The 20958-nt window shown below is 33.5% G+C and carries 17 protein-coding genes and 2 pseudogenes; 18 read left to right on the plus strand and 1 reads right to left on the minus strand.

Annotated elements, in window-relative coordinates:
- The first annotated feature begins 8 nt into the window (after nt 1-8).
- Nucleotides 9-593 (plus strand): dihydroxyacetone kinase subunit DhaL, encoded by a 585-nt coding sequence (dhaL, locus tag AC1RP1_RS00900; RefSeq protein WP_481760996.1) that lies wholly within the window; start codon nt 9-11, stop codon nt 591-593.
- Nucleotides 590-958, plus strand: coding sequence for a dihydroxyacetone kinase phosphoryl donor subunit DhaM (gene dhaM, locus AC1RP1_RS00905; RefSeq protein ID WP_481760995.1), 369 nt, complete (start codon nt 590-592; stop codon nt 956-958). The genes dhaL and dhaM overlap by 4 nt, the downstream gene beginning before the upstream one ends.
- Before the next feature lie 48 nt (nt 959-1006).
- Here the strand turns inward: dhaM and AC1RP1_RS00910 are convergent, their stop codons facing one another.
- Complete coding sequence (locus AC1RP1_RS00910; protein ID WP_409021750.1) at nt 1007-1375, minus strand: DUF1304 domain-containing protein; 369 nt, start codon at nt 1373-1375, stop codon at nt 1007-1009.
- Between the two features lie 174 nt (nt 1376-1549).
- Between AC1RP1_RS00910 and AC1RP1_RS00915 the strand changes: the two genes are divergently transcribed.
- The 16 genes and pseudogenes from AC1RP1_RS00915 to AC1RP1_RS00990 all read left to right on the plus strand — a co-directional run bounded on the left by AC1RP1_RS00915 (nt 1550) and on the right by AC1RP1_RS00990 (nt 20926).
- Nucleotides 1550-2017 carry a DUF2798 domain-containing protein gene (locus AC1RP1_RS00915; protein ID WP_481760994.1) on the plus strand — a complete coding sequence of 156 codons (468 nt, stop codon included), beginning with the start codon at nt 1550-1552 and terminating at the stop codon, nt 2015-2017.
- Between the two features lie 154 nt (nt 2018-2171).
- On the plus strand, nt 2172-3359 hold the full coding sequence (locus AC1RP1_RS00920) for an iron-containing alcohol dehydrogenase (RefSeq protein WP_481760993.1): 1188 nt from the start codon (nt 2172-2174) through the stop codon (nt 3357-3359).
- A gap of 127 nt (nt 3360-3486) precedes the next feature.
- Nucleotides 3487-4335: a YitT family protein gene (locus AC1RP1_RS00925; protein WP_481760992.1), complete on the plus strand. Its 849-nt coding sequence runs from the start codon at nt 3487-3489 to the stop codon at nt 4333-4335.
- An 11-nt stretch (nt 4336-4346) separates the two neighbouring features.
- Nucleotides 4347-4832: a methylated-DNA--[protein]-cysteine S-methyltransferase gene (locus AC1RP1_RS00930; protein WP_481760991.1), complete on the plus strand. Its 486-nt coding sequence runs from the start codon at nt 4347-4349 to the stop codon at nt 4830-4832.
- A 456-nt stretch (nt 4833-5288) separates the two neighbouring features.
- Entirely contained in the window at nt 5289-6158 is an 870-nt protein-coding gene (locus AC1RP1_RS00935; protein WP_481762168.1) for a methylenetetrahydrofolate reductase, read from the plus strand.
- A 709-nt stretch (nt 6159-6867) separates the two neighbouring features.
- Nucleotides 6868-7209: pseudogene (locus AC1RP1_RS00940) on the plus strand (helix-turn-helix domain-containing protein); the annotation flags it as partial.
- Nucleotides 7210-7227: 18 nt separating this feature from the next.
- Nucleotides 7228-8247 (plus strand): hypothetical protein, encoded by a 1020-nt coding sequence (locus AC1RP1_RS00945; RefSeq protein WP_481761150.1) that lies wholly within the window; start codon nt 7228-7230, stop codon nt 8245-8247.
- On the plus strand, nt 8247-9620 hold the full coding sequence (locus tag AC1RP1_RS00950) for an FAD-dependent oxidoreductase (RefSeq protein WP_481760989.1): 1374 nt from the start codon (nt 8247-8249) through the stop codon (nt 9618-9620). Before AC1RP1_RS00945 ends, AC1RP1_RS00950 begins: the two co-directional genes overlap by 1 nt.
- 343 nt (nt 9621-9963) lie before the next feature.
- On the plus strand, nt 9964-11946 hold the full coding sequence (gene nagE / locus AC1RP1_RS00955; protein ID WP_481760988.1) for an N-acetylglucosamine-specific PTS transporter subunit IIBC: 1983 nt from the start codon (nt 9964-9966) through the stop codon (nt 11944-11946).
- Between the two features lie 172 nt (nt 11947-12118).
- Nucleotides 12119-14038, plus strand: a complete 1920-nt coding sequence (locus AC1RP1_RS00960; RefSeq protein ID WP_481760987.1) for a fructose-1,6-bisphosphatase — start codon at nt 12119-12121, stop codon at nt 14036-14038.
- Nucleotides 14039-14195: 157 nt separating this feature from the next.
- A pseudogene (locus tag AC1RP1_RS00965) lies at nt 14196-16916 on the plus strand (sigma-54-dependent transcriptional regulator).
- A 131-nt stretch (nt 16917-17047) separates the two neighbouring features.
- On the plus strand, nt 17048-17359 hold the full coding sequence (locus tag AC1RP1_RS00970) for a PTS sugar transporter subunit IIB (RefSeq protein ID WP_409021738.1): 312 nt from the start codon (nt 17048-17050) through the stop codon (nt 17357-17359).
- A 22-nt stretch (nt 17360-17381) separates the two neighbouring features.
- Nucleotides 17382-17699, plus strand: a complete 318-nt coding sequence (locus AC1RP1_RS00975; protein ID WP_481760986.1) for a PTS lactose/cellobiose transporter subunit IIA — start codon at nt 17382-17384, stop codon at nt 17697-17699.
- A 27-nt stretch (nt 17700-17726) separates the two neighbouring features.
- Nucleotides 17727-19013: a PTS sugar transporter subunit IIC gene (locus tag AC1RP1_RS00980; protein ID WP_409021736.1), complete on the plus strand. Its 1287-nt coding sequence runs from the start codon at nt 17727-17729 to the stop codon at nt 19011-19013.
- Nucleotides 19014-19077: 64 nt separating this feature from the next.
- Complete coding sequence (locus AC1RP1_RS00985) at nt 19078-20484, plus strand: glycoside hydrolase family 1 protein (protein WP_481760985.1); 1407 nt, start codon at nt 19078-19080, stop codon at nt 20482-20484.
- A 19-nt stretch (nt 20485-20503) separates the two neighbouring features.
- Nucleotides 20504-20926 (plus strand): DUF3284 domain-containing protein, encoded by a 423-nt coding sequence (locus AC1RP1_RS00990; protein WP_481760984.1) that lies wholly within the window; start codon nt 20504-20506, stop codon nt 20924-20926.
- Nucleotides 20927-20958 lie beyond the last annotated feature (32 nt).

Consider the following 20958-nt stretch of genomic DNA (forward strand, 5'->3'; position numbering starts at 1 on the left):
ATAATAAAATGCTAACAATTGAAAATACAACAGAATGGTTCCAGATTTTTTCAGAGAAAATAAGTGAAAATAAAGCTTATTTGAGTGAGCTAGATACACCAATTGGTGATGGAGACCACGGAAATAATATGGCTCGTGGTGCCGAAACAATTCAAGATTTATTAAAAAATCAAAAATTTGAATCCTTATCAGACTTATTTAAAAGTGTCGCAATGGCCTTTATTAAATCTGTTGGTGGTGCTTCTGGGCCACTTTATGGAACGGCTTTTATTGAAATGTCTAAATTAAGTAAAGAAACAAATGATCCAGCTAAATTAATAGCTGCGGGACTAGATGGTATTAAAAGACGCGGTGATTCAGATGTTGGAGCTAAAACCATGATTGATGTTTGGAATCCAGTTTTAGGGGATATTAAAATGAAGCAAATAACAGTTGAAAAAATACAAGCAGATGTTGAAGCAACCAAAGAGCTTGTTGCAACAAAGGGACGTGCATCATATCTCGGAGAACGTTCTGTCGGTCATGTTGATCCAGGAGCTATGTCGAGTGGCTATTTATTTGAGGCATTACTGGAAACGGGGGTGCTAGTATGACATATGGGGTTGTAATTGTATCGCATGTTCCTGAAATTGCAGAAGGTATCAAGCGACTATTAGATCAAGTTGCAGCAAGTGTCTCAATCACAACAGCTGGTGGGACTGATGATAACGGAGTTGGTACATCATTTGATAAAATCCAAGCAGCTTTTGACGAAAATAGTGCCGATGAGTTGTTAGCTTTTTATGATTTAGGAAGTGCTAAGATGAATTTAAATATGGTCATGGAATTCACAGATAAAAAAGTTCATCTGTACGATACAGCTTTAATCGAAAGTGCTTATACTGCTGCATCTCTTTTAGAGGCTGATGTTAAATTAGCTGATATTGAGGTTCAACTTGAAGCGTTAAAAATTAAATAGCGTAAAAAAATAACGTTAATCTTAATGATTAACGTTATTTTAGTTAGTCTATAAAGCTAAAGTAATTGCGATAAAGGCCAGTAATGCAGGTAATCCTTGTACTAAAATTATTTTTTTTGCAGATGTTAAACTACCAAAAACAGCAGCAATAAAAACAAATCCTGTAAAAAGCAACAACATTGATTTAAGCGCAGCACCAGTTAGAATGAAAAGTACAATCATTAGACCGATACTAATAAAACCATTGTATAGCCCTTGATTAGCCATTAATACTTTTGATTCTTTCTGATTTAAAAATTCTGGTCTTAATTCAAAGGCTTTTTGAGCGATTGAACTAGTTGAGAAAAATAGTTCAAGAATCATAATAAATAAGTGTTCAAGTGCAACAATCCAAGATAATATAAGTGCAATTAACATAGAAATCTCCCCTTAATCGTTATGGATATAGTATAACGTAATGTAATTGGTAGCACAATCAATCGATTTAATCGCTTACAATGAGAATGCTTTAATATTCAAAAAAAAGACTTATGACAGTGAGTTATTTTGTGTAACATTATATTTTATTAAAGTTATTAAGGAGAATGATATATGCCAACAAATGCAAAAGAAGGAATTATTTTTACAACATTAATGTGCTCGATGATGGTTTTCGTTATGAGTGCATACAATTTATTATTAGTCGGAAAACTAGGTCTTGTGACGTTATTACTTGGATTCATTCCTGGTTTTATTGTTGCTTTTATCTTAGATGTTTTAGTTGTCGGTAAAATTGCGATGGCAATTGCTGATAAGTTACCTCTTAATCATGATAAAATGTGGCAAATGATTCTCGCAATCTCAGGAATGATGATTTGTGGAATGGTCGCTTTTATGTCACTTTATGGGTTACTTATTGAAGGTGGTATGCCTGCTCATTTCTGGTCTGCTTATCTTTCTACTGTTGGACACAATATTATTGTTGCGGTACCGTTACAACTAATTATTGTTGGACCAATTTCAAGAAAAATTTTAAGCATGATTCATGCAAAAGATGAAGCTAAAAGAGTCACACAATAATCGTTTATATTTATAGAAGATTCACCAGTAAAATGGTGAATCTTCTTTTAGTAAAGGCTTGTATTGGAATGACATCGCCTAAAGGGGTTATAATGTAGTTGTTCATTTGAAATAACTTTGACTATAACTTCAAAATACAAAGGAGATTATATTTATGAAAGATTTTCAATTTAAAAATACAACTGATATTCGATTTGGTTCAGATCGTATCGAAACAGAATTACATGATGCGGTTGCACAATTTGGTCCCAATGTATTATTAACATATGGTGGTGGATCAATTAAACGTTCAGGTTTATATGACAAAGTAAAGAAAATTTTGAGTGATTTAAATGTTGTTGAATTAGCAGGAATCGAACCAAACCCTAAAGTGGGTTCAGTTCGTGAAGGTCAAAAGTTAGCTAAAGAAAATAAAATTGATGTTATTTTAGCTGTCGGTGGTGGTTCTGTTGTTGATGCTTCAAAAATGATTGCTTCAGCAGCATTTTATGAAGGAGATCCTTGGGATTTATCATTAGACCCCTCAAAACGTTTCAAAATTGATCAATTACCTTTTGTCGATATTTTAACGTTAGCAGCTACTGGTACTGAAATGAATGCTGGATCAGTTATCTCAAATCCAGAAACAAATGAAAAAATAGGTAGTTTTGGTCCCAAAACACCAGCTGTTTCATTCTTGGATCCAGCATTAACAATGAGTGTTTCAAAATGGCAGACTGCTGCTGGTTCAATTGATATTTTCTCTCATTTGACAGAGCAATACTTTGATAAAGAAAAAAATAATGATGTTTCTGACGGTATGATTGAAGGTATCATGCGAACAGTTATTAAATGGGCACCAATTGCAGTTGCGGAACCTGATAACTATGATGCTCGTGCTAATTTAATGTGGTCATCAACAATGGCATTAAATGGTATTATGCGATTAGGTTATCAAGATGGCTGGACATCCCATTCTATTGAACATGAGTTATCAGCGTACTACGATATTACTCATGGTGTTGGGCTAGGTATTATAACACCTCGTTGGATGAAATTCGTTTTATCTGCGGATACGGTTTCTAAGTTTGCTAAATTTGGTCGCAATGTTTGGCATATTCAAGATGATGATGACCAAGTCGTTGCTGATAAAGCTATTCAATCAGTTTATGACTGGGTTAAATCGTTAGGTGTACCAACAACGTTACCCGGTGTTGACATCAATGAAGAAACAAACTTTAAAGTAATGGCTGAATCAGCTGTTAGAGTTGGAAAATTAGATAGTGCTGTTTATGTTGATATGTCAGTAAATGATGTTATTGATTTATACAAAGCTTCAATGACAACTGAAAGTTTCGAATAAAGTAGTAAAAGCATCTCTGTTTAGAGATGCTTTTTTTGTGCCATAAATCGAAAATTTGTTTTATGATATAAAATTCGGTATGCTAAATAGTAAGGGGTTACAAATTTAGAACAGAAAGAGGGCCTTTATGATAAATAGGATGAAACCACAAGTTATTCAATTTTTATTAATGTTAATTGGGTTAGAAATGATTGCAATAAGTATTAATTTTTTCTACGCACCACAAGAAGTTGCGGTTGGTGGTGCAACTGGTATTGCAATCCTTTTAGAAACAGCTTTTAATTGGAACGTTTCGATTGTATTATTGAGCATTAACATGGCGCTATTGATCTTGGCTTATTTTATGTTAGAGCGTTCAACGACTAAAAAAATTATGATTGGTAGTTTTGTATTACCGTTATTTTTAGCGATTACGCCTCAAATAAATATTGTCGAGGATAGATTATTAGCTGTTATTGTCGGTGGCGCAGTTTTTGCGGTGGGAATATCAATTCTCTATCGAATTGATGCATCCAGTGGTGGAACAACGGTTCCACCACTAATAATCAAAAAATATTTCAATATTAAACCTGCAACCAGTCTATTAATAATTGATGGTATTGTGTGTTTTTTCAATATATTTGTCTCGGGTTCTGAAGCATTTATTTTAGCGATTTTTTCTTTAATAATCACGTATTTAATTATGAATTATATTGAAACGGGATTGGACCGTAAAAAAGTTTTATATGTGATGAGTACAGAAGAGGGATTAAAAAAATTAAAAGAAGATATTAATACAACTATAGATAGAGGTCTAACAATCTTTGATGCTAAAGGTGGTTATTCAGGTGAAAGCAAAGAAATGTTGATGATTATTGTTGAAAATCAAAATTATCAACAAATGTTAAATAAGGTGCATACGATTGATCCAAATGCATTTATCATCGTATATAATATCGCAGAAGTTCATGGCGCAAATTTGTCTGGGATTGAATAGGAGATTTTGACATGTACTTAATGAATTGGTTTAATGGCACGGATTATTTTTGGCTAGGGATGACTGATAAAGGATTGAGTTTTGTTGGGTCGCCTAATGGGTTAAGAAGTGAAATTGAAATATTTTATCCAAGAACTAAATTCGAAGAGAATGACAAGATTTTTAAAAGTATAATTGAAGAACTACAAGCCTATTTTGACCATGAAATTCAAAAATTTACGATCCCCGTTGATTTTAATTTGAGTGGGACGATGCTGCAAAAAGAAATTTGGGGACAACTTCAACTTATTCCATACGGTGAAACGAGAACGTATTCTGAGTTAGCTTTAGAAGTTGATTATCCTAAAGCAATTCGCGCTGTTGCTAGTGCAGTTGGTCGTAATCCTATATTAATTGTAATACCTTGTCATCGTATTTTAAGAAAAGATGGCAGCTTAGGGGGTTATCGCGGTGGGATTAATATGAAAAAGCAACTACTAGAAATAGAACGCAAATAAAAAACCGACATTACAAGGGGAGGCAATGTCGGAAAAGGGTAAGGGTGATTAACTTCGGGGAAAGTTGATCATCTTATTTAATTTATTCGGGGAAATAAATTAAAATTAAAAGTTATTAATTAAGGTATGAAGTTATTCTAACAAGTAAATGTGAAGAAAATATGACGTTAAAAAGAAAAACTATAAATGTAAAAAAAACACCACTACTTTTAAAAGTAGTGGTGAGAAAATACTAATCTATTCGAGACTCTGGGGGGAGTAGGTTAGATCTAGATGAAAAATTAAACTAAAATATAATCGTATTTTTTTATAGTAGAATTAAGTTACACACAAAGTATCTTGTGTGTATATTTATAGTATACGGCTTTATTTATTAAAACATAGGCATGTGACAGTTTTGTTAGTTTACAATTAACATTGTAAGGTGATATGAAATTTGATTTGGAGGAAGGTATTTTGAATTTTATAGAGAAAGTGAAAATGACCAAAACGGTTTTAGTTGAGTGGAATACGCCAAGCACGCTTAATCTGGATAATTTTTTTAAAGGTGCTAGCGCACTAATGAAATTAGATATTGACGCATTATCAATTACGGATAATCCTTTAGGGATGCCCCGCGTTTCAAATATATTATTGGGATATAAACTTAGTGAAAAACAGATTCCAGTAATCCTACATTTAACAACACGGGATTACAACTTAGTCGGATTAGAATCTAAATTAATGGGATTAAGTGCTGTTGGTTTAAATAATTTAATGATTATTAAAGGGAATCCTACAAAAATACAAGGTGCCACAAATGTCTATGATTTAACATCGCAACAATTAATTACAACAATTAAAAAAATGAATCAAGGAATATCGCCATCTAATCGTGAATTAAATAGTAAATCACAATTTAAAGTTGGTGGGGCATTTAATATTAATGCGATAAATTTAGATTTTGAATTTGAAGATATTAATCGAAAAATTCATTCAGGAGTAGATTATATTATCACGCAACCGGTATTTGATATGACAAATGTTCAGCGATTAAAAGATTGGATCACCATTAATGAAGTGGCTATACCTATTTTTATCAGTGTAATGCCGATACTTTCATTTGAGCGTGCTCAATTTATTCAAGATAACGTTCAGGGTATTGAACTACCAAATAAGTTTATGGCAGAATTGAAACAAGCGGCGTTGCAAAATGATGAACGTAAGGTCGGTATTGCAGCTTCGCAAAATTTAATTGAATCGTTATCAAACCTTTTTAATGGTGTTCATATAGTGACGCCAGGTTCAGACTATCAAGCAATCATTGAAATTATGCAAGGCCAATAAAAAAAATCCACTACCTGGGAGAGGTAATGGATTAAAAGGAGTAGGGATAATTAATATTCGGGAAGAAATTAATTATCATTTTAATTTGTTTGGGAGAACAAATTAAAGTTAAAAGTTATTTAATTAAGGTATGTTTATATAATAACAAGTAATTATGAAGAAAGTGTGACGAAATTATGTTAAATAAAAGAGAATAAAGAAGTTAGGTATATTTAGCGTATAAGCATTGATAAAGTTAGGTTTTGAAAGAGTAAATACTTATTTTTAGGCAAAAAAAAACGACATCGTAACATAAGTTACAGTGTCGAAAAGGGTAAAACAGTCAAAATCAATTGGGGGATTGATTTTGGTATTCAGTCCTTGGGGGAGGTACTGAATAAGTTTTATTGATTAGGTTACTCATTTAATATAACAAGTATATACCGAAAATGCAAGGGGTAAATTAAATAAAATTAAAAATAAAATTATTAATACCAATTTATCACTTTTCGCGGTAACATATTAATAGAATTAAATTAAATTGGCCTTTTTAATCGTATTGGGTAAGTGGTCAAGTGAAGCTGGGGATTTTTTTATGTATATGGAAGATTTTTTAGATGGGCAGGAAAGAACTTTTAACCAAATACTAGAACTATTACAAACACATGGTGGTTATTTAAGTAAGAAAAAATTAATGGAATTACTCCAAATATCTGGTAATTCTTTACGAATGTACCTAAAAAATATTGAAATAACGCTTGAGGAAGCTACCGCTTCAGGTCATGTTCATTTTGAAGTGAGCGCTAATAACGTTGAATTTGAAGTAGATGGTACGACAAATTTATCGAATATTAGTACTGATTTTTTAAGAGAATCGTATAAATACAAAATAATAATGTATTTGTATGCGAATGAAACATTGAATTTAATTGATCTTGAGAACGAATTACATATCAGTGGGTCGTCAATAACAAGGTGAATTAAAGAATTAAATGAAACGTTAGCAGGATTTGATCTAAAAATTAAAAATCGACGATTAGTTGGGACTAAAATTCAACTGAATTATTTTTATTACCTTTTTTTCATTAGGGTGGTTCCATTCACTGATCGCGAAGAACTCTTATCTAGAAATGAGACGATTAACGATTACGTTAATGTTTTAGATGAACAATATGACTTAGGATGGAAAGACGACGAGAAACTTAGAGTTTTTCTATGGCTTAAAATTTATATTCGAATTAATTCATATAAAGAGCAACATGTTCAGACATTAACGCCTATTTCTCGTGAATTAATCAAAAATAATCTCGCATACAGTAAAGTTAAATTAAGTCTTTTTAGATTTTTAAAAAAATATTCACTTTCCTTTTCTGAAGAAGATGCTGTTGGGTTCTATTACTTTTTAATTGGATTTGATTTAATTAAAAACGATTCTGAATTATATGTTCAAATTAAAGATGACGATATTGATAAAAAAACACCCATCAATAGTGCAATTAGTCTTTTTTGGAGTGATATTGAGAAATATACTTACTTCAAACGGGATTCAAAAATTTCTTATAATTTATTTAATTCATACAGCAAATTAGCCATATTTAAAGGTGAAAGTTTTAGTTATAATCGAACAATTATGGAATTTAATCGTAAATCATTAGAACGAGAAGACTTTTCGCAGATCATTCAAAAATTATTGACGGCGTATCAATCTGTTACACAGTTCGATGGCTTAAATTCGCCAGATGATTTATATTATCTACAAAATCAGTATTTATATATCTTGAATATTTTAAACTTCGAGTTTGATGACGTTTTAAAAATTGGCTTATTAATTAATCGTGATCCAATTATGGAAAAACTAACCGTAATCATTATGGAACGTGTTTTAAGCAGCGTTTTAAACGCTCAAGTAGAAATTTATCAAGAAGGTAAAGAATATGATTTAATTGTGACAAATAGGATGGGTGTTAACCAAGATCAATTTAATTCACCATTATATGTGATGTCAGAAATTGGTGTTAGTTCAGATCAAGTTATTACTGATGTCGTAAATGAAATTTTAGAAATTGATAAGGTTAGAAAAATTAACACGCAAAGCTTGGAGGAAAAATAATGAAGTATGTCATTATCGGCGGAACGCACGCAGGGATAGCTGCCGCTAGAACAATTTCAAAATCAGATCCAAATGCCGAAGTAATTATTATGGAAATGAAAGATAGCGTTAGCTATATCTCATCTGGAATTAATTTGTTATTTGATGGGGTTATTGATAACTTAGAAGAAGCGAGTTATGCGACACCTGCTGCGTTAGAGTCTGAAGGTATTAAATTGATGCTTGGTACTGAAGTGTTGCACGTTAGTACGGAGGATAAACGTTTATACTTTGTTAATGCAGATAAACAATACAGTTACAGCAACTATGACAAATTAATTTTAGCTAATGGGTCTAAGGTTGTTAAACCACATATTAAAGGGATAGATAATGAAAATGTTGTTTTTTATAAAAATTTAGAAGAATCAAAAAAGGCTATGGAACAGTTGTGCCCAACTAATAGGCGTATTTTAATTGTTGGTGCAGGATTAGTGGGGCTTGCATTAGCTAGCTCAATTTATGAGGGACGTAAAGGCGAAAAAGTTGATGTTACAGTAGTTGAAGCTATGGGAGGTGTTTTGACACGGTACGTAGATCAAGAAATTGGTAATCGGATAATTGATGATTTAAGAGAAAAAGGGATAAAGATTGTATTAAAAAATGATGTTCATGCTATTAATGTGGATGAGAATAACAAAATAGTTAGCGTTTCGACAACTGACCAAGAAATCGCCTGTGATTTAGTCGTTTTTTCGGTTGGATTAAAACCTAACAATGATTTTTTGAGAGACGCTGTTGAACTTAATCAAAATAATACCATTAAAATCAATGATTACATGCAGACAAGTGATAAAGACATCTATGCAGCAGGTGATAATGCCGGATTTAAACAAACTGTCAGCCAACGTCGAGAGTATCAACCTCTTGTTAATAACGCTATTAAAGGTGCAATTGTGGCGGCGTATAACTGTACGGGTCTATTTAGTCCTGTTAAAGTTGAAACGACGCAAGGAACAGCGGGGATGAACTTATTCGGTCATTATTTAGCAACGACAGGTGTCACTGAAGAAAACGCACCATATATCGGATTGGATGTTCTATCCAATACAATTGAAAATAAGATTCAATATGATTACGTTAAAAATGGTTCCAAAATACTTATAAAAGTTGTGTACAGGAAAGATACTGAAGTCATTGTTGGTGCACAAATTTATTCGAAACATGATATTTTAGATATGATTAATATCATGTCAGTAGCTATTAATATGCAAATGACGATGGCTAAATTATCATCAATGGATTTTTATTTTAATCCTGAATACAATAAAGCGTTAAATACTTTAAATGAAGTTGCCCTTACGAGAAGGACAAAAGACCGTCATATCAGTAAATAAGCTGTAAATGTCAAAATTTGCGAGTTAACCCTCAAATATTAATATTTTTTATGGGGAATTACATGGCATAATAAGTCTTGTAAATAAATGATTCAAAGAGTTTATTGATTAGGACACAGAATATCGAAGAGAAAATTTAGTGTGGGGACGCTTGTTTTCTAAAAAGTTGGTTGCTTAATATAATTAAGCAACTTTTTTTTTGTCTAAAAAATAAAATTGGTATAGATGTTTAATTTATTTTCTAAAGCCTTGTATACACGTTTTTCACTTGATTTGTATTTGATTTGAATTTTTTTGGTCTAACCTGTATGATAGTTTTTATAAGAAAAAAAGGGGATAAAAAATGAAAAGTTATTTACAGAGAATGGGACGTTCGTTAATGTTGCCTATCGCAGTACTACCGGCAGCAGCATTACTGGTTGGAATTGGAACTTGGTTGCCACAAGATTGGTTTGCGGCGGCATTTATGCAGGCCGGCGGAAACGCAATTCTAGGTAATCTAGCATTATTATTTGCTGCTGGTTTAGCTTTAGGAATGTCGACTAACAAGGATGGCGCAGCTGCGTTAGCTGGTGTTGTTGCATTTGAAATTCCAGTTAAAATGTTGGAACCGACTTCGGTTGCGGCTTTATTAGGAGTAAAAGTAACAGATGTTGATCCTGCATTTAGTTCTATCAGTAGTAATGTGTTTATTGGGATTATTGCCGGATTAATTGCGGCAGCAATGTATAATCGTTTCCATAGTGTGAAGTTACCAATGGCTATTTCATTCTTTAGTGGGAAACGATTAGTACCCATTATGTCAGCATTGGTAATGATTTTTGTTACCTTAGCTTTATTATTTGCATGGCCAGTTGTTTATGCTTGGTTAGTTGCATTTGGTAAGTTTATGGTTGGACTTGGATGGGTTGGAGCTGGTTTATACGGATTCTTCAACCGGCTTTTAATTCCAACCGGATTACATCAAGCGTTGAATTCAGTATTTTGGTTCGACGTTGCTAAAATTAATGATATCGGGAACTTTTGGAGTAATACAGGAATTAAAGGAACTACAGGTATGTACATGGCAGGATTTTTCCCAATCATGATGTTTGGGCTACCAGCTGGTGCGTATGCCATTTATCGAAATGCTTTACCTGAACGTAAAAAAGAAGTTGGCTCATTGATGCTAGCTGGTGCATTTGCATCATTTTTCACAGGCGTGAGTGAACCTTTAGAATTTTCATTTATGTTCGTTGCATGGCCTTTATACGTCATTCATGCGGCATTAACCGGGTTATCTTTAGCTTTTGCCGCATTTATGCACTGGACAGCTGGATTTACATTTAGTGCGGGCTTAGTTGATTACGTCTTGAGTATACGTGTACCAATGGCTAATATGCCACTAATGCTGTTGGTACAAGGTGTTGTGATGGCAATTATTTATTACACACTATTCAATTTTGCCATTAAGAAATTTAACTTAATGACACCAGGTCGCGAACCAATTACTGAAGATATTCAACTATCGCCTGAATTAGGGGATGACAAATATGCACGACAAGCTCAAATTGTTTACGCTGCTATTGGTGGTAAAGATAATTTAACAGTCGTTGATAATTGTACAACCCGTCTTCGTCTACAAGTTAAAGATACAAGCCATATTAATGAAGATGCACTTAAAGCATCAGGTGCTGCTGGGTTTAAAGTTATCGATAAAACAAATATTCAAGTCGTTATTGGAACTGAAGTTCAATTTGTTGCTGACGAGCTTGGTAAGTTATATGAGTCAAAGGCTGATTCTATTTCATTAAGTAATGAAAAGTTACAGGCTGAGACGGATAAATCAAGCGCTACAGCTAATCATAATGATTCAACGGTTATTGGTAGTGAAACGTTTTATACGGTTGCAGAGGGCGAATTAATGTCTATTTCGGATGTTAAAGATGCTACCTTTGCTGAAAAAATGTTGGGTGATGGTTATGCAGTCGAACCAGCTAATGGCGAAATTTATACACCGGTTGCTGGTAAAGTAGCAAGTATCTTTCCAACGAAACATGCAATTAGTATCACGACTGAAACGGGATTAGAAGTCCTATTACACATGGGAATTGATACCGTTCAATTAGAAGGTAAACCTTTTGAAGTGACTATTTCTGAAGGCGAAACTCTTAAACCAGGTGACTTAGTTGCGCGAGTTGATTTAAACGCAATTAAAGCTGCTGGTAAGGAAACAACGATGATGGTCGTTTTAACGAATATGGATAAAGTGTCTAATATAACGTTTGATCATTTGAATGAGACAGTTAAAGCCAATGAAGTTTCGGCAATTGTTCAAACTAAATAAGAATAAATGAAGCAGGCCAAAACTTTTGGTCTGCTTTTTTGGTATAGGTAGCTGGTTTATAAAAAAGCTTATATATAATAATATGACTCATTTAATAAGTTGTAATTGGTATTGGCAAACCGGCATGGTATAGTGACTGTAAGCGCATCATAAAATGAAGGAGGCCATTTAAATGAATCCCTATTATTTAACGTTATTGGAAAAAAGATTTCCGACTAAACAAAGTATTGTCACTGAAATTATTAATTTAGAGGCCATTCTTAATCTACCCAAAGGAACGGAGCATTTTGTTAGTGATGTTCACGGTGAATATAACGCATTTCAACATGTTTTAAGAAATGGTTCAGGAAATGTTAAACAAAAAATTCAAGAAATTTTTGAAGGCCGTTTGACTGAAGAGAGTATACAGGACTTTGCAATCTTAATTTATTATCCAGAAGAAAAACTAATTGCTAAAAAACAACAATTCACTTCACAACCTGAATTGGAGCAGTGGTATTTAGATACCATTGCCAGAATGATAGAGTTGTTACAAAAGACAGCAACAAAATATTCCCGTTCGAAGGTACGAAAGGCACTATCACCTGATTTTATGTATATAACAGAGGAATTATTATATAGTAATTCCAATGAACTTGATCAAAAAGATTATTATAATCGTATAATAGAAAATTTAATTAAATTAAATCAAGCAGAAGCATTTTTAACGGCTACAGCGTATACGATTCAAAGGTTAATCGTTGACCATTTACACGTAATTGGGGATATTTTTGATCGTGGTCCTGCGCCAGATAAAATTATGAAGACACTTCTTGATTATCATTCAGTTGACATTCAATGGGGAAATCATGATATTTTATGGTTAGGTGGTGCTGCTGGCTCGCCTTTATGTATCGCTAATTTATTGCGAATTTGTGCTAGATATAATAATTTAGCTATTGTTGAAGATGCATATGGGATTAATTTACGCCATTTAGCAACATTTGCCGATAAAACGTATCAAGATAATCCAGCATTTTCACCGAAAGTTAATTCAGCACAAGAAAAAATCAAAGAAGACGAACGACTTTTAATGACCAAAATACACCAGGCAATCGCTATTATTCAATTTAAATTAGAAGGACAGATTATTAAAAGACGTCCTGATTTTGATATGGCAAATCGTGCGATTTTAGAAAAGATTTGGAACAAAGGGTCAAAAATAGAAATCGATGGGAAACATTATTCACTACAAGATACTTGTTTTCAAACAGTTGATTGGGCAGATCCGTATAAATTAACAGATGATGAGTCAGAAATAATGGATAAATTAGTAGAATCATTTATCCATGCGACTAAATTACGAGAACATCTAGATTTTATGATGGCACGTGGTAGTATGTTTAAACGATATAATGGGAACTTGTTAGTTCACGGCTGTATTCCAGTTACACAAGAAGGTAAATTGGAGGGCTTTGAGCTAAAAGGGAAAGCATATGCAGGACCAGAATTATTAGCTTTTTTTGAAGATAATTTACGTAAAAGCTATGCTAAACCTAAAAAATCTACTGACCTTGAAACTGATTTACTTTGGTATTTATGGCAAGGACCCAAATCGCCTTTATTTGGGAAACATGCGATGAAAACTTTTGAACGTTACTTTATTAATGATGAAGAAGTTCAAGTTGAGATACCAAATGCGTATTACAAATTACGACATGATGAAGCATTTTGTCGTCATATATTAGAAGAATTCGGGCTTAATCCAGATAACGGTAAAATAATTAATGGGCATACACCAGTTAAGCGTGGGCACAAGCCGGTTATGGCCAATAAAAAGATGATTGTGATTGATGGTGGTTTCTCAAAAGCTTACCAATCAACTACTGGAATTGGTGGATATACGCTGCTCTCTAATTCATATGGCTTACAATTAGTTGCTCACCAACCCTTTACGTCTAAGTGGGATTCAATTGAAAATGGGACAGATATTATTTCAGTGAAACGAATTATTGATAGTGAAGTTAAAAGACAAACAATTGCTGAAACTGATATGGGAAAAGAACTTGCTAGTCGTGTTGTAGAATTAAAAAAATATTTACAGAGTAAATAAAAAATCTTACTGAAAAGTAAGATTTTTTATTTAGGTTATGATTTTCTGTGTAAAAGGAGAAAAGTAAGCCAGCAAATATTAGTGTGTAAATGTAAAAAAGATTGCGGTATACTAGTGGTAAGCGTTTTCTTTTAGCGTGTAAGGGAGTAGTGATAACTTGGGAGATCGAAAAAATGATATTTATAATCTTTTAAAAAATAAGGAAATAGCGATGGATGCGACACAGATTGCAGACGAGCTTAATTGCAATCGCGCAAATGTGAGTCGTTATTTGAATGATTTATATAAAAATGGTGACGTTACAAAAAGTGATGGGCGCCCTGTTCTCTATCAGTGGGCATCACTTGAAGAAAAAGAAACACGTCAAAAAGAAATTAATGATAAAAGTGTTAAAGAGATGAGTTTCAAAAAGTTAATCGGGTCTAATGATTCATTAAAGGTTATGATCCAACAAGCCGAAGCAGCCATTTTATATCCACCAAGAGGACTACACACAATTATTTTTGGTGAAACGGGAACGGGTAAATCTTTGTTTGCTGAATGTATGTATCAGTTTGCATTAGAATCAGAAATGGTGAAGGCTGATGCGCCTTTTATCCGGTTTAATTGTGCGGATTATGCGAATAATCCACAGTTACTTTTTGCGCATATATTTGGTGTTAAAAAAGGGGCCTACACAGGTGCTGATCAAGATAAAAAAGGATTAATGGATAAAGCTAACGGTGGTATTTTATTCTTAGATGAAATTCATCGATTACCTCCTGAGGGACAAGAAATGCTCTTTACCTTTATTGATAAGGGGTTTTATCGGCCTTTAGGAGAGTCTTCAATTACTAAAGAAGCGAGTGTACAGATTATTGGGGCAACGACTGAAACGTCAGAAAATTTTTTGAGCACATTTAATCGACGTATTCCAATGGCAATTACATTACCGCCTATCTCAAAACGAACAATTGATGAACGTTATGGGATAGTCATGAATTTTTTTGAACAAGAAGTCGGTAGATTGAGCCAAGATATTATTGTTGAGCGAGATGCGATGCTTGCATTAATGTTATACGAGCCTGAAGCAAATATTGGTCAAATTCAGAGGGATATTAAAGTTGTTTGTGCAAAGGCCTTCTTGTATTTTAGAACGCATGAAACGGCTTCGTTATATATCAGATTAAAAGACTTACCATTGAATGTTCAAAAAGGACGTTTGGAAGGTAAATCCAAATATAAAAAAATTGATGTCTTAATGGAACGTTTAGCGAAACGAACAAATGAAAAAAATACAAAAGTTGTGACTTTTAAAAATAGCGAAACGGTAGAAAAAAACGATCAAAAACCAACGGTTTATGAAACAATTGATAAAAAAGTGAGTGAAACTGATAAACAGAATTTTAAATCACTAAATCTTAAAACGTTAATCGATTCAGATGATAAAGGTTATTTTAAAGATTACATTGAACAATTATCGGGTGAAGGCGTTCGAAAAGAGTTACTACCAGATGATATTTGGACGGTTACCAATGAAGTTTATGACTTAGCCCAGAATAAATTAGGGCAAAAATATAATGAAAATGCACGATTTGCATTTGGATTACACCTTGTTAGTGCTATTGAAAGAATCAGGAAAAATGTCGCAATTATTCATCCTGATTTAAATAATTTACGACAAAAAAATCCAAAAGCCTTTCGTGTTGCACTGGAAATGGCAGATAAAATTGAACATGAATTTGATATTGAAATTCCATTAGATGAAATTGGATTTATTACAATGTTTTTGAGCTCTGATTTAAGTGTTAAGAAACAACAAAATGAAATTAAAGTCGGTATCATCGTGCTAATGCACGGGGCATCAACGGCTTCTTCTATGTTACAGACAGCACAAGAATTACTTGGTACAACAAAGGGAAAAGCAATTAATATGCCACTTGATGTAAATGTTTCGGAAATTTATGATCAAGTACGAGATTATGTACTGGATAGTCAGGAACAATTGAAAAAAGGGTTATTACTTTTAACTGACATGGGCTCTTTAACTAGTTTTGCATCAATGTTAGGTGAAGAAACAGGGATTAATATTCGAGCTGTTTCAATGACGAGTACGTTAGTTGTGCTTGAATCATTAAGAATTGCGATTGCCGGTCGTGAACTAGAAGATATTTACGCAAATGCACAACATATTTTTGAATCGTCTGTAAAAGAGCAGTTTTTCCATATGCATCCTAGGAAAAAAGCAGTTATCGTAGCTTGTTTTACCGGCGAAGGTGTCGCCGCAAGATTATATGATCGTATTATGCCAATTGTAAACGAAGACGAAGTTAAAGTAATTCGGATGCAATATTTAGAAAAAGATGCATTTAAAAAGCACATTAATACATTAATGCGCGATTATGATGTGAAGGCAATTGTTGGTACCGTCGAGGTTTCTTACCAAAGAGTGCCATTCTTTTCTGCTTTAGATATCTTTAATGATGAAACCTTACAAGTTTTGCAGCGGATGTTGTCTGATAACGACTTAACGCGAGAAACAATTAATGCATTGGAAGGTAGTATTAATTCAGTTAATTCTGTCCCAGATTTAATTCATACTATTCAAACCATGATTATTAAAATTTAATCAGATTTACAGATTGTTCTTGATCCAGAGATTATCGTAGGGATCATGATGCATCTAGCATTTCTAGTAGATTCAAGATTGAAAAATCAATCAATTAAACCGTTTAAGAATGTCCAAGAATTTTCAGCTGAGAATCATTTACAGATGGAAATAGTTAAAACGGCCCTGATTATTGTTGAAAAAATGTATAATATTAAGATTTCAGATGATGAAGTTGCCTATATTGTCCAAATTTTTATGGGTAATACGTTGAATAAAGTCAGTGTGTAATAGTGACTAGTAGTGTGCAAATAAAATAAAAGACCATCGAAAGCGCTTTCTTAAAGCCTTTTCGATGGTCTTTATTTTTGGCATGGAACTTGCGTATATAAGAGTATAAATAGAAAAAGGAGTGGCAAATTATGAAAACGATTATGTTAGTTTGTTCAGCGGGTATGAGTACAAGTTTATTGGTGTCAAAAATGCAAAAGGCTGCAGAAGCAGAGAACTATGATTCAGAAATCTTTGCAGTTGGTGCTTCAGAGGCAGATTCAATGCTTGAATCAAAACCAGTTGATATTTTAATGTTAGGCCCACAAGTTCGTTTTATGAAAGATGAATTTGAAAAAAAGGTTGCTGACAAAAATATTCCGGTAGAAGTTATCAATATGCAAGATTACGGCATGATGAATGGCGAAAAAGTTCTTGCAACAGCTAAAAGCTTAATTAAATAAAAAATAAAAGGGGTAATCAGATATGAACGAAAATGATGCACAAATGCAAACAATCATGGGGCTGATTGTTAATGGTGGAAACGCTAAAAGTGATTCTATGGAAGCAATTCACGCCGCTAAAAAAGGCGATTTTGAAACCGCAGCTGCTAAGTTAGCTGATGCTGACAAATCACTCATTGAAGCACATCATTCTCAAACAGCCATGTTAACGCAAGAAGCTTCAGGGGATCCGGTACCAGTTAGTTTATTAATGGTTCATGGACAAGATCATTTAATGAATGCGATTACATTTAGAGACTTAGCTGGTGAGGTAGTAGATCTATACAAAAAAATAGGATAAGTACTAAACTTTAAGGAGGAACTACTCATGGACAAATTTATAAAATGGATGGATATTCACTTTATTCCAGTAGCTTCAAAAATTGGGGCACAAAGACATTTGGTGGCAATTCGAGATGCATTCGTTGTTATTATGCCACTTATGATTTTAGGTGCTCTGGGAACATTAATTAATAACTTACCAATTCCAGGTTTTTCAAATTTTATGGACGGACTATTTCCTAAAATAGTTAACGATGTTCCAATCTGGAAGGGTGTAGGAGCAGGCGTTTGGAATGCTAGTTTTGGTATTATGTCATTATTCGTTGCATTCTTAGTAGCTCATAACGTTGCAAAATCATATGGTAAAGATGGTATGGCTGCTGGTACAGTATCAGTTGCTTCATTCTTCGCTTTAGGTGGTTTGCAATTAGCTGGGATGTCTTCAGTAGGATTATTCGTTGCACTTGTTGTCGGTTTGGTTTCAGCAGAATTATTCCAACGTTTAAGTGGTAACAAACATTTAATCGTTAACATGCCTGATGGTGTTCCACCTGCTGTTGCAAAAGCATTCGCTTCATTATTTCCAGCAATGATTGTTGTTACAATCTTTGCCTTTATCAATACATTATTCCAAGGATTCGGCGTAACTGATATTATTGCATCATTCTACAAACTTGTTCAAGAACCATTTATGGGCTTGGCAAATTCATATCCATCAGCATTATTATTAGCATTTATTGCACCATTCTTATGGTTCTTTGGTTTACATGGAGCTAATATGATTGATCCATTAATGCAAACAATTAACGCACCTGCTATTGCAGCTAACGTTAAAGCACTTAGTGAAGGTAAAACAATTCCTTTTATCGTTAACAAACCTTTCTTCGATTCATTTGTTAACTTAGGTGGAACTGGTGCAACTATTGGTTTGATTATTGCCATCTTCATTGTTGGTCGTAAAAATAAACCTTACAAAATGATTGGATCACTATCAGCAGCTCCTGGTATTTTCAATATCAATGAACCAATGATGTTTGGACTTCCAATTGTGTTGAATCCAATTATGTTCGTACCATTTATTTTGACACCAATGGTACTTGTGACTGTTGCGTATATTGCAACCGCCACTGGAATTGTGCCAGCAGCAACGGTAATGCCCCCATGGGTTACACCACCAGTAATTGGCGGGATTTTGGCAACTAAGAGTTTAGCTGGTGGGGTTTTAGCCGCAGTTAATGTGGTTATCTCAGCGTTAATTTACGCACCATTCGTTATCTTAGCAACAAAACAAATTGAAAAAGCTGAAGCAGAAGCTGAAGCAGCAAAAAAATAAAATAAAAGCGAATCTCTTTACGTTATTCTGTAAAGAGATTTTGTGTTAAATAAAGGAGTTTACTATGGTTAAATATGAATTTCCAAAAGATTTCTGGTGGGGGTCAGCTGCGAGTGGACCACAATCTGAAGGTCGTGTTTCAGGAGATGGAAAAGCTGATAATATTTGGGATGCTTGGTATCAAGCAAGCCCTGAAAAGTTCTTTAATCAGGTTGGACCCGAAAATACATCAAGGGTTTATCAAAAATACCAAGAAGATATCTCTTTGATGAAACAAACAGGTCATAATTCATATCGGACTTCAATTCAGTGGTCACGTTTGATTCCAAATCCATTCACTGGAGAGGTTAATCCTGAAGCTGTTACCTTTTATAACCATTTAATAGATGATTTAATTGCCGCTGGAATTGAACCTTTTATGAACCTTTACCATTTTGATATGCCAATGGTGTTACAAGAAAATGGTGGTTGGTTAAATCGTGAAGTTGTAGACTTGTATACGGACTATGCAGAAACTTGTTTTAAATTATTTGGCGATCGCGTTAAAAAATGGTTTACTCAAAATGAACCGATTGTTCCAGTTGAGGGTGGGTATTTATATGGATGGCATTTACCTGATGAACGTAATTTAAAGCATGGTGTCCAGGTGGCTTATCATGAAGCATTGGCAAGTGCTAAAGCAGTTGAAAAGTATCATTCACTCAATTTAGGTGGCACAATTGGGATTATTTTAAATTTAATGCCAACGTATCCAAAAGATGAGACAAATCCAGCAGATGTTAAAGCAGCCAAATTTGTTGATGGATTCTTTAATCGTTCATTTTTAGATCCCGCAATTAAAGGCACTTTCCCTCAAGATATTGTTGAGTGGTTGCATGAATATGACTTAATGCCAATCTATCATCAAAGTGATTTAGATGTTATTAAAGAAAATACTATCGATTTATTAGGCGTTAATTATTATCAACCAAGGCGAGCAGCGGCGAAAATAATTAAAGCCGAACCAGAAGGTGAAAATGGCTGGATGCCTGAAGATTTTTATACAGTATACGATATGCCTGGAAAAAAAGTTAATCCTTATCGTGGCTGGGAAATTTATGAAAAAGGAATTTATGATGCACTAATCAATATTAAGGATAATTATGGTAATATTGATTGTTTCATCTCTGAAAATGGGATGGGTGTTGAAGATGAAGCCAGATTTATTAATGCAGATGGGCAAATTAATGATGATTATCGAATTGAATTTGTTCAAGATCATTTGAAATGGGTTCATAAGGCACTTGAAGAAGGTAGTAACGTTCATGGCTACCATATGTGGACATGTATGGATAATTGGTCATGGTTAAATGCTTACAAGAACCGTTACGGATTTATTAGTGTTGATTTAGATAATGAAGCAAAACGCACAATTAAGAAGAGCGGTTACTGGTTTAAAAAAATGACAGAACAAAATGGATTTAATGACTAAAAATGGAGGCGAATGACTGATGGAAATGGAAATGAAATTAAAAATGCCTGCAGATTATCTATTTGATCAAATTATGGAGTCCGTACTATATGATATTAAAGATCAGACAGGTCAGAAATTAACAAAAAATCAATTAGAGGGTTTTGCGTTCACGAAAAAGTTTTCAAAAACACAATCAGCTGCTTTAAAAGTAACAAAAATAGTTGAAAACGAAAGTTATCATTTTCAAACGGATAACAATCGTAATAAATTTGATGTAAGTTACGATATTAAGGTAATTGATGATAAACGTTGTTTGTTAAGTTATAAAGAAGTCATGACTTCTAAAGGCAAGATGCAACAAATGAATGATGCCTTCATGAGTATTCTTATGAGTTTCTTTAAGAAGAGAAATTTCAAAAAAATGCTTAAACAAATTGAAAATAAGTATGCAACTAATTAGACTAAAAATAAAGAAGCAAACCGTATTTATCG

This window comes from Dellaglioa sp. CoH-56-MRSF-13 (assembly GCF_056782095.1).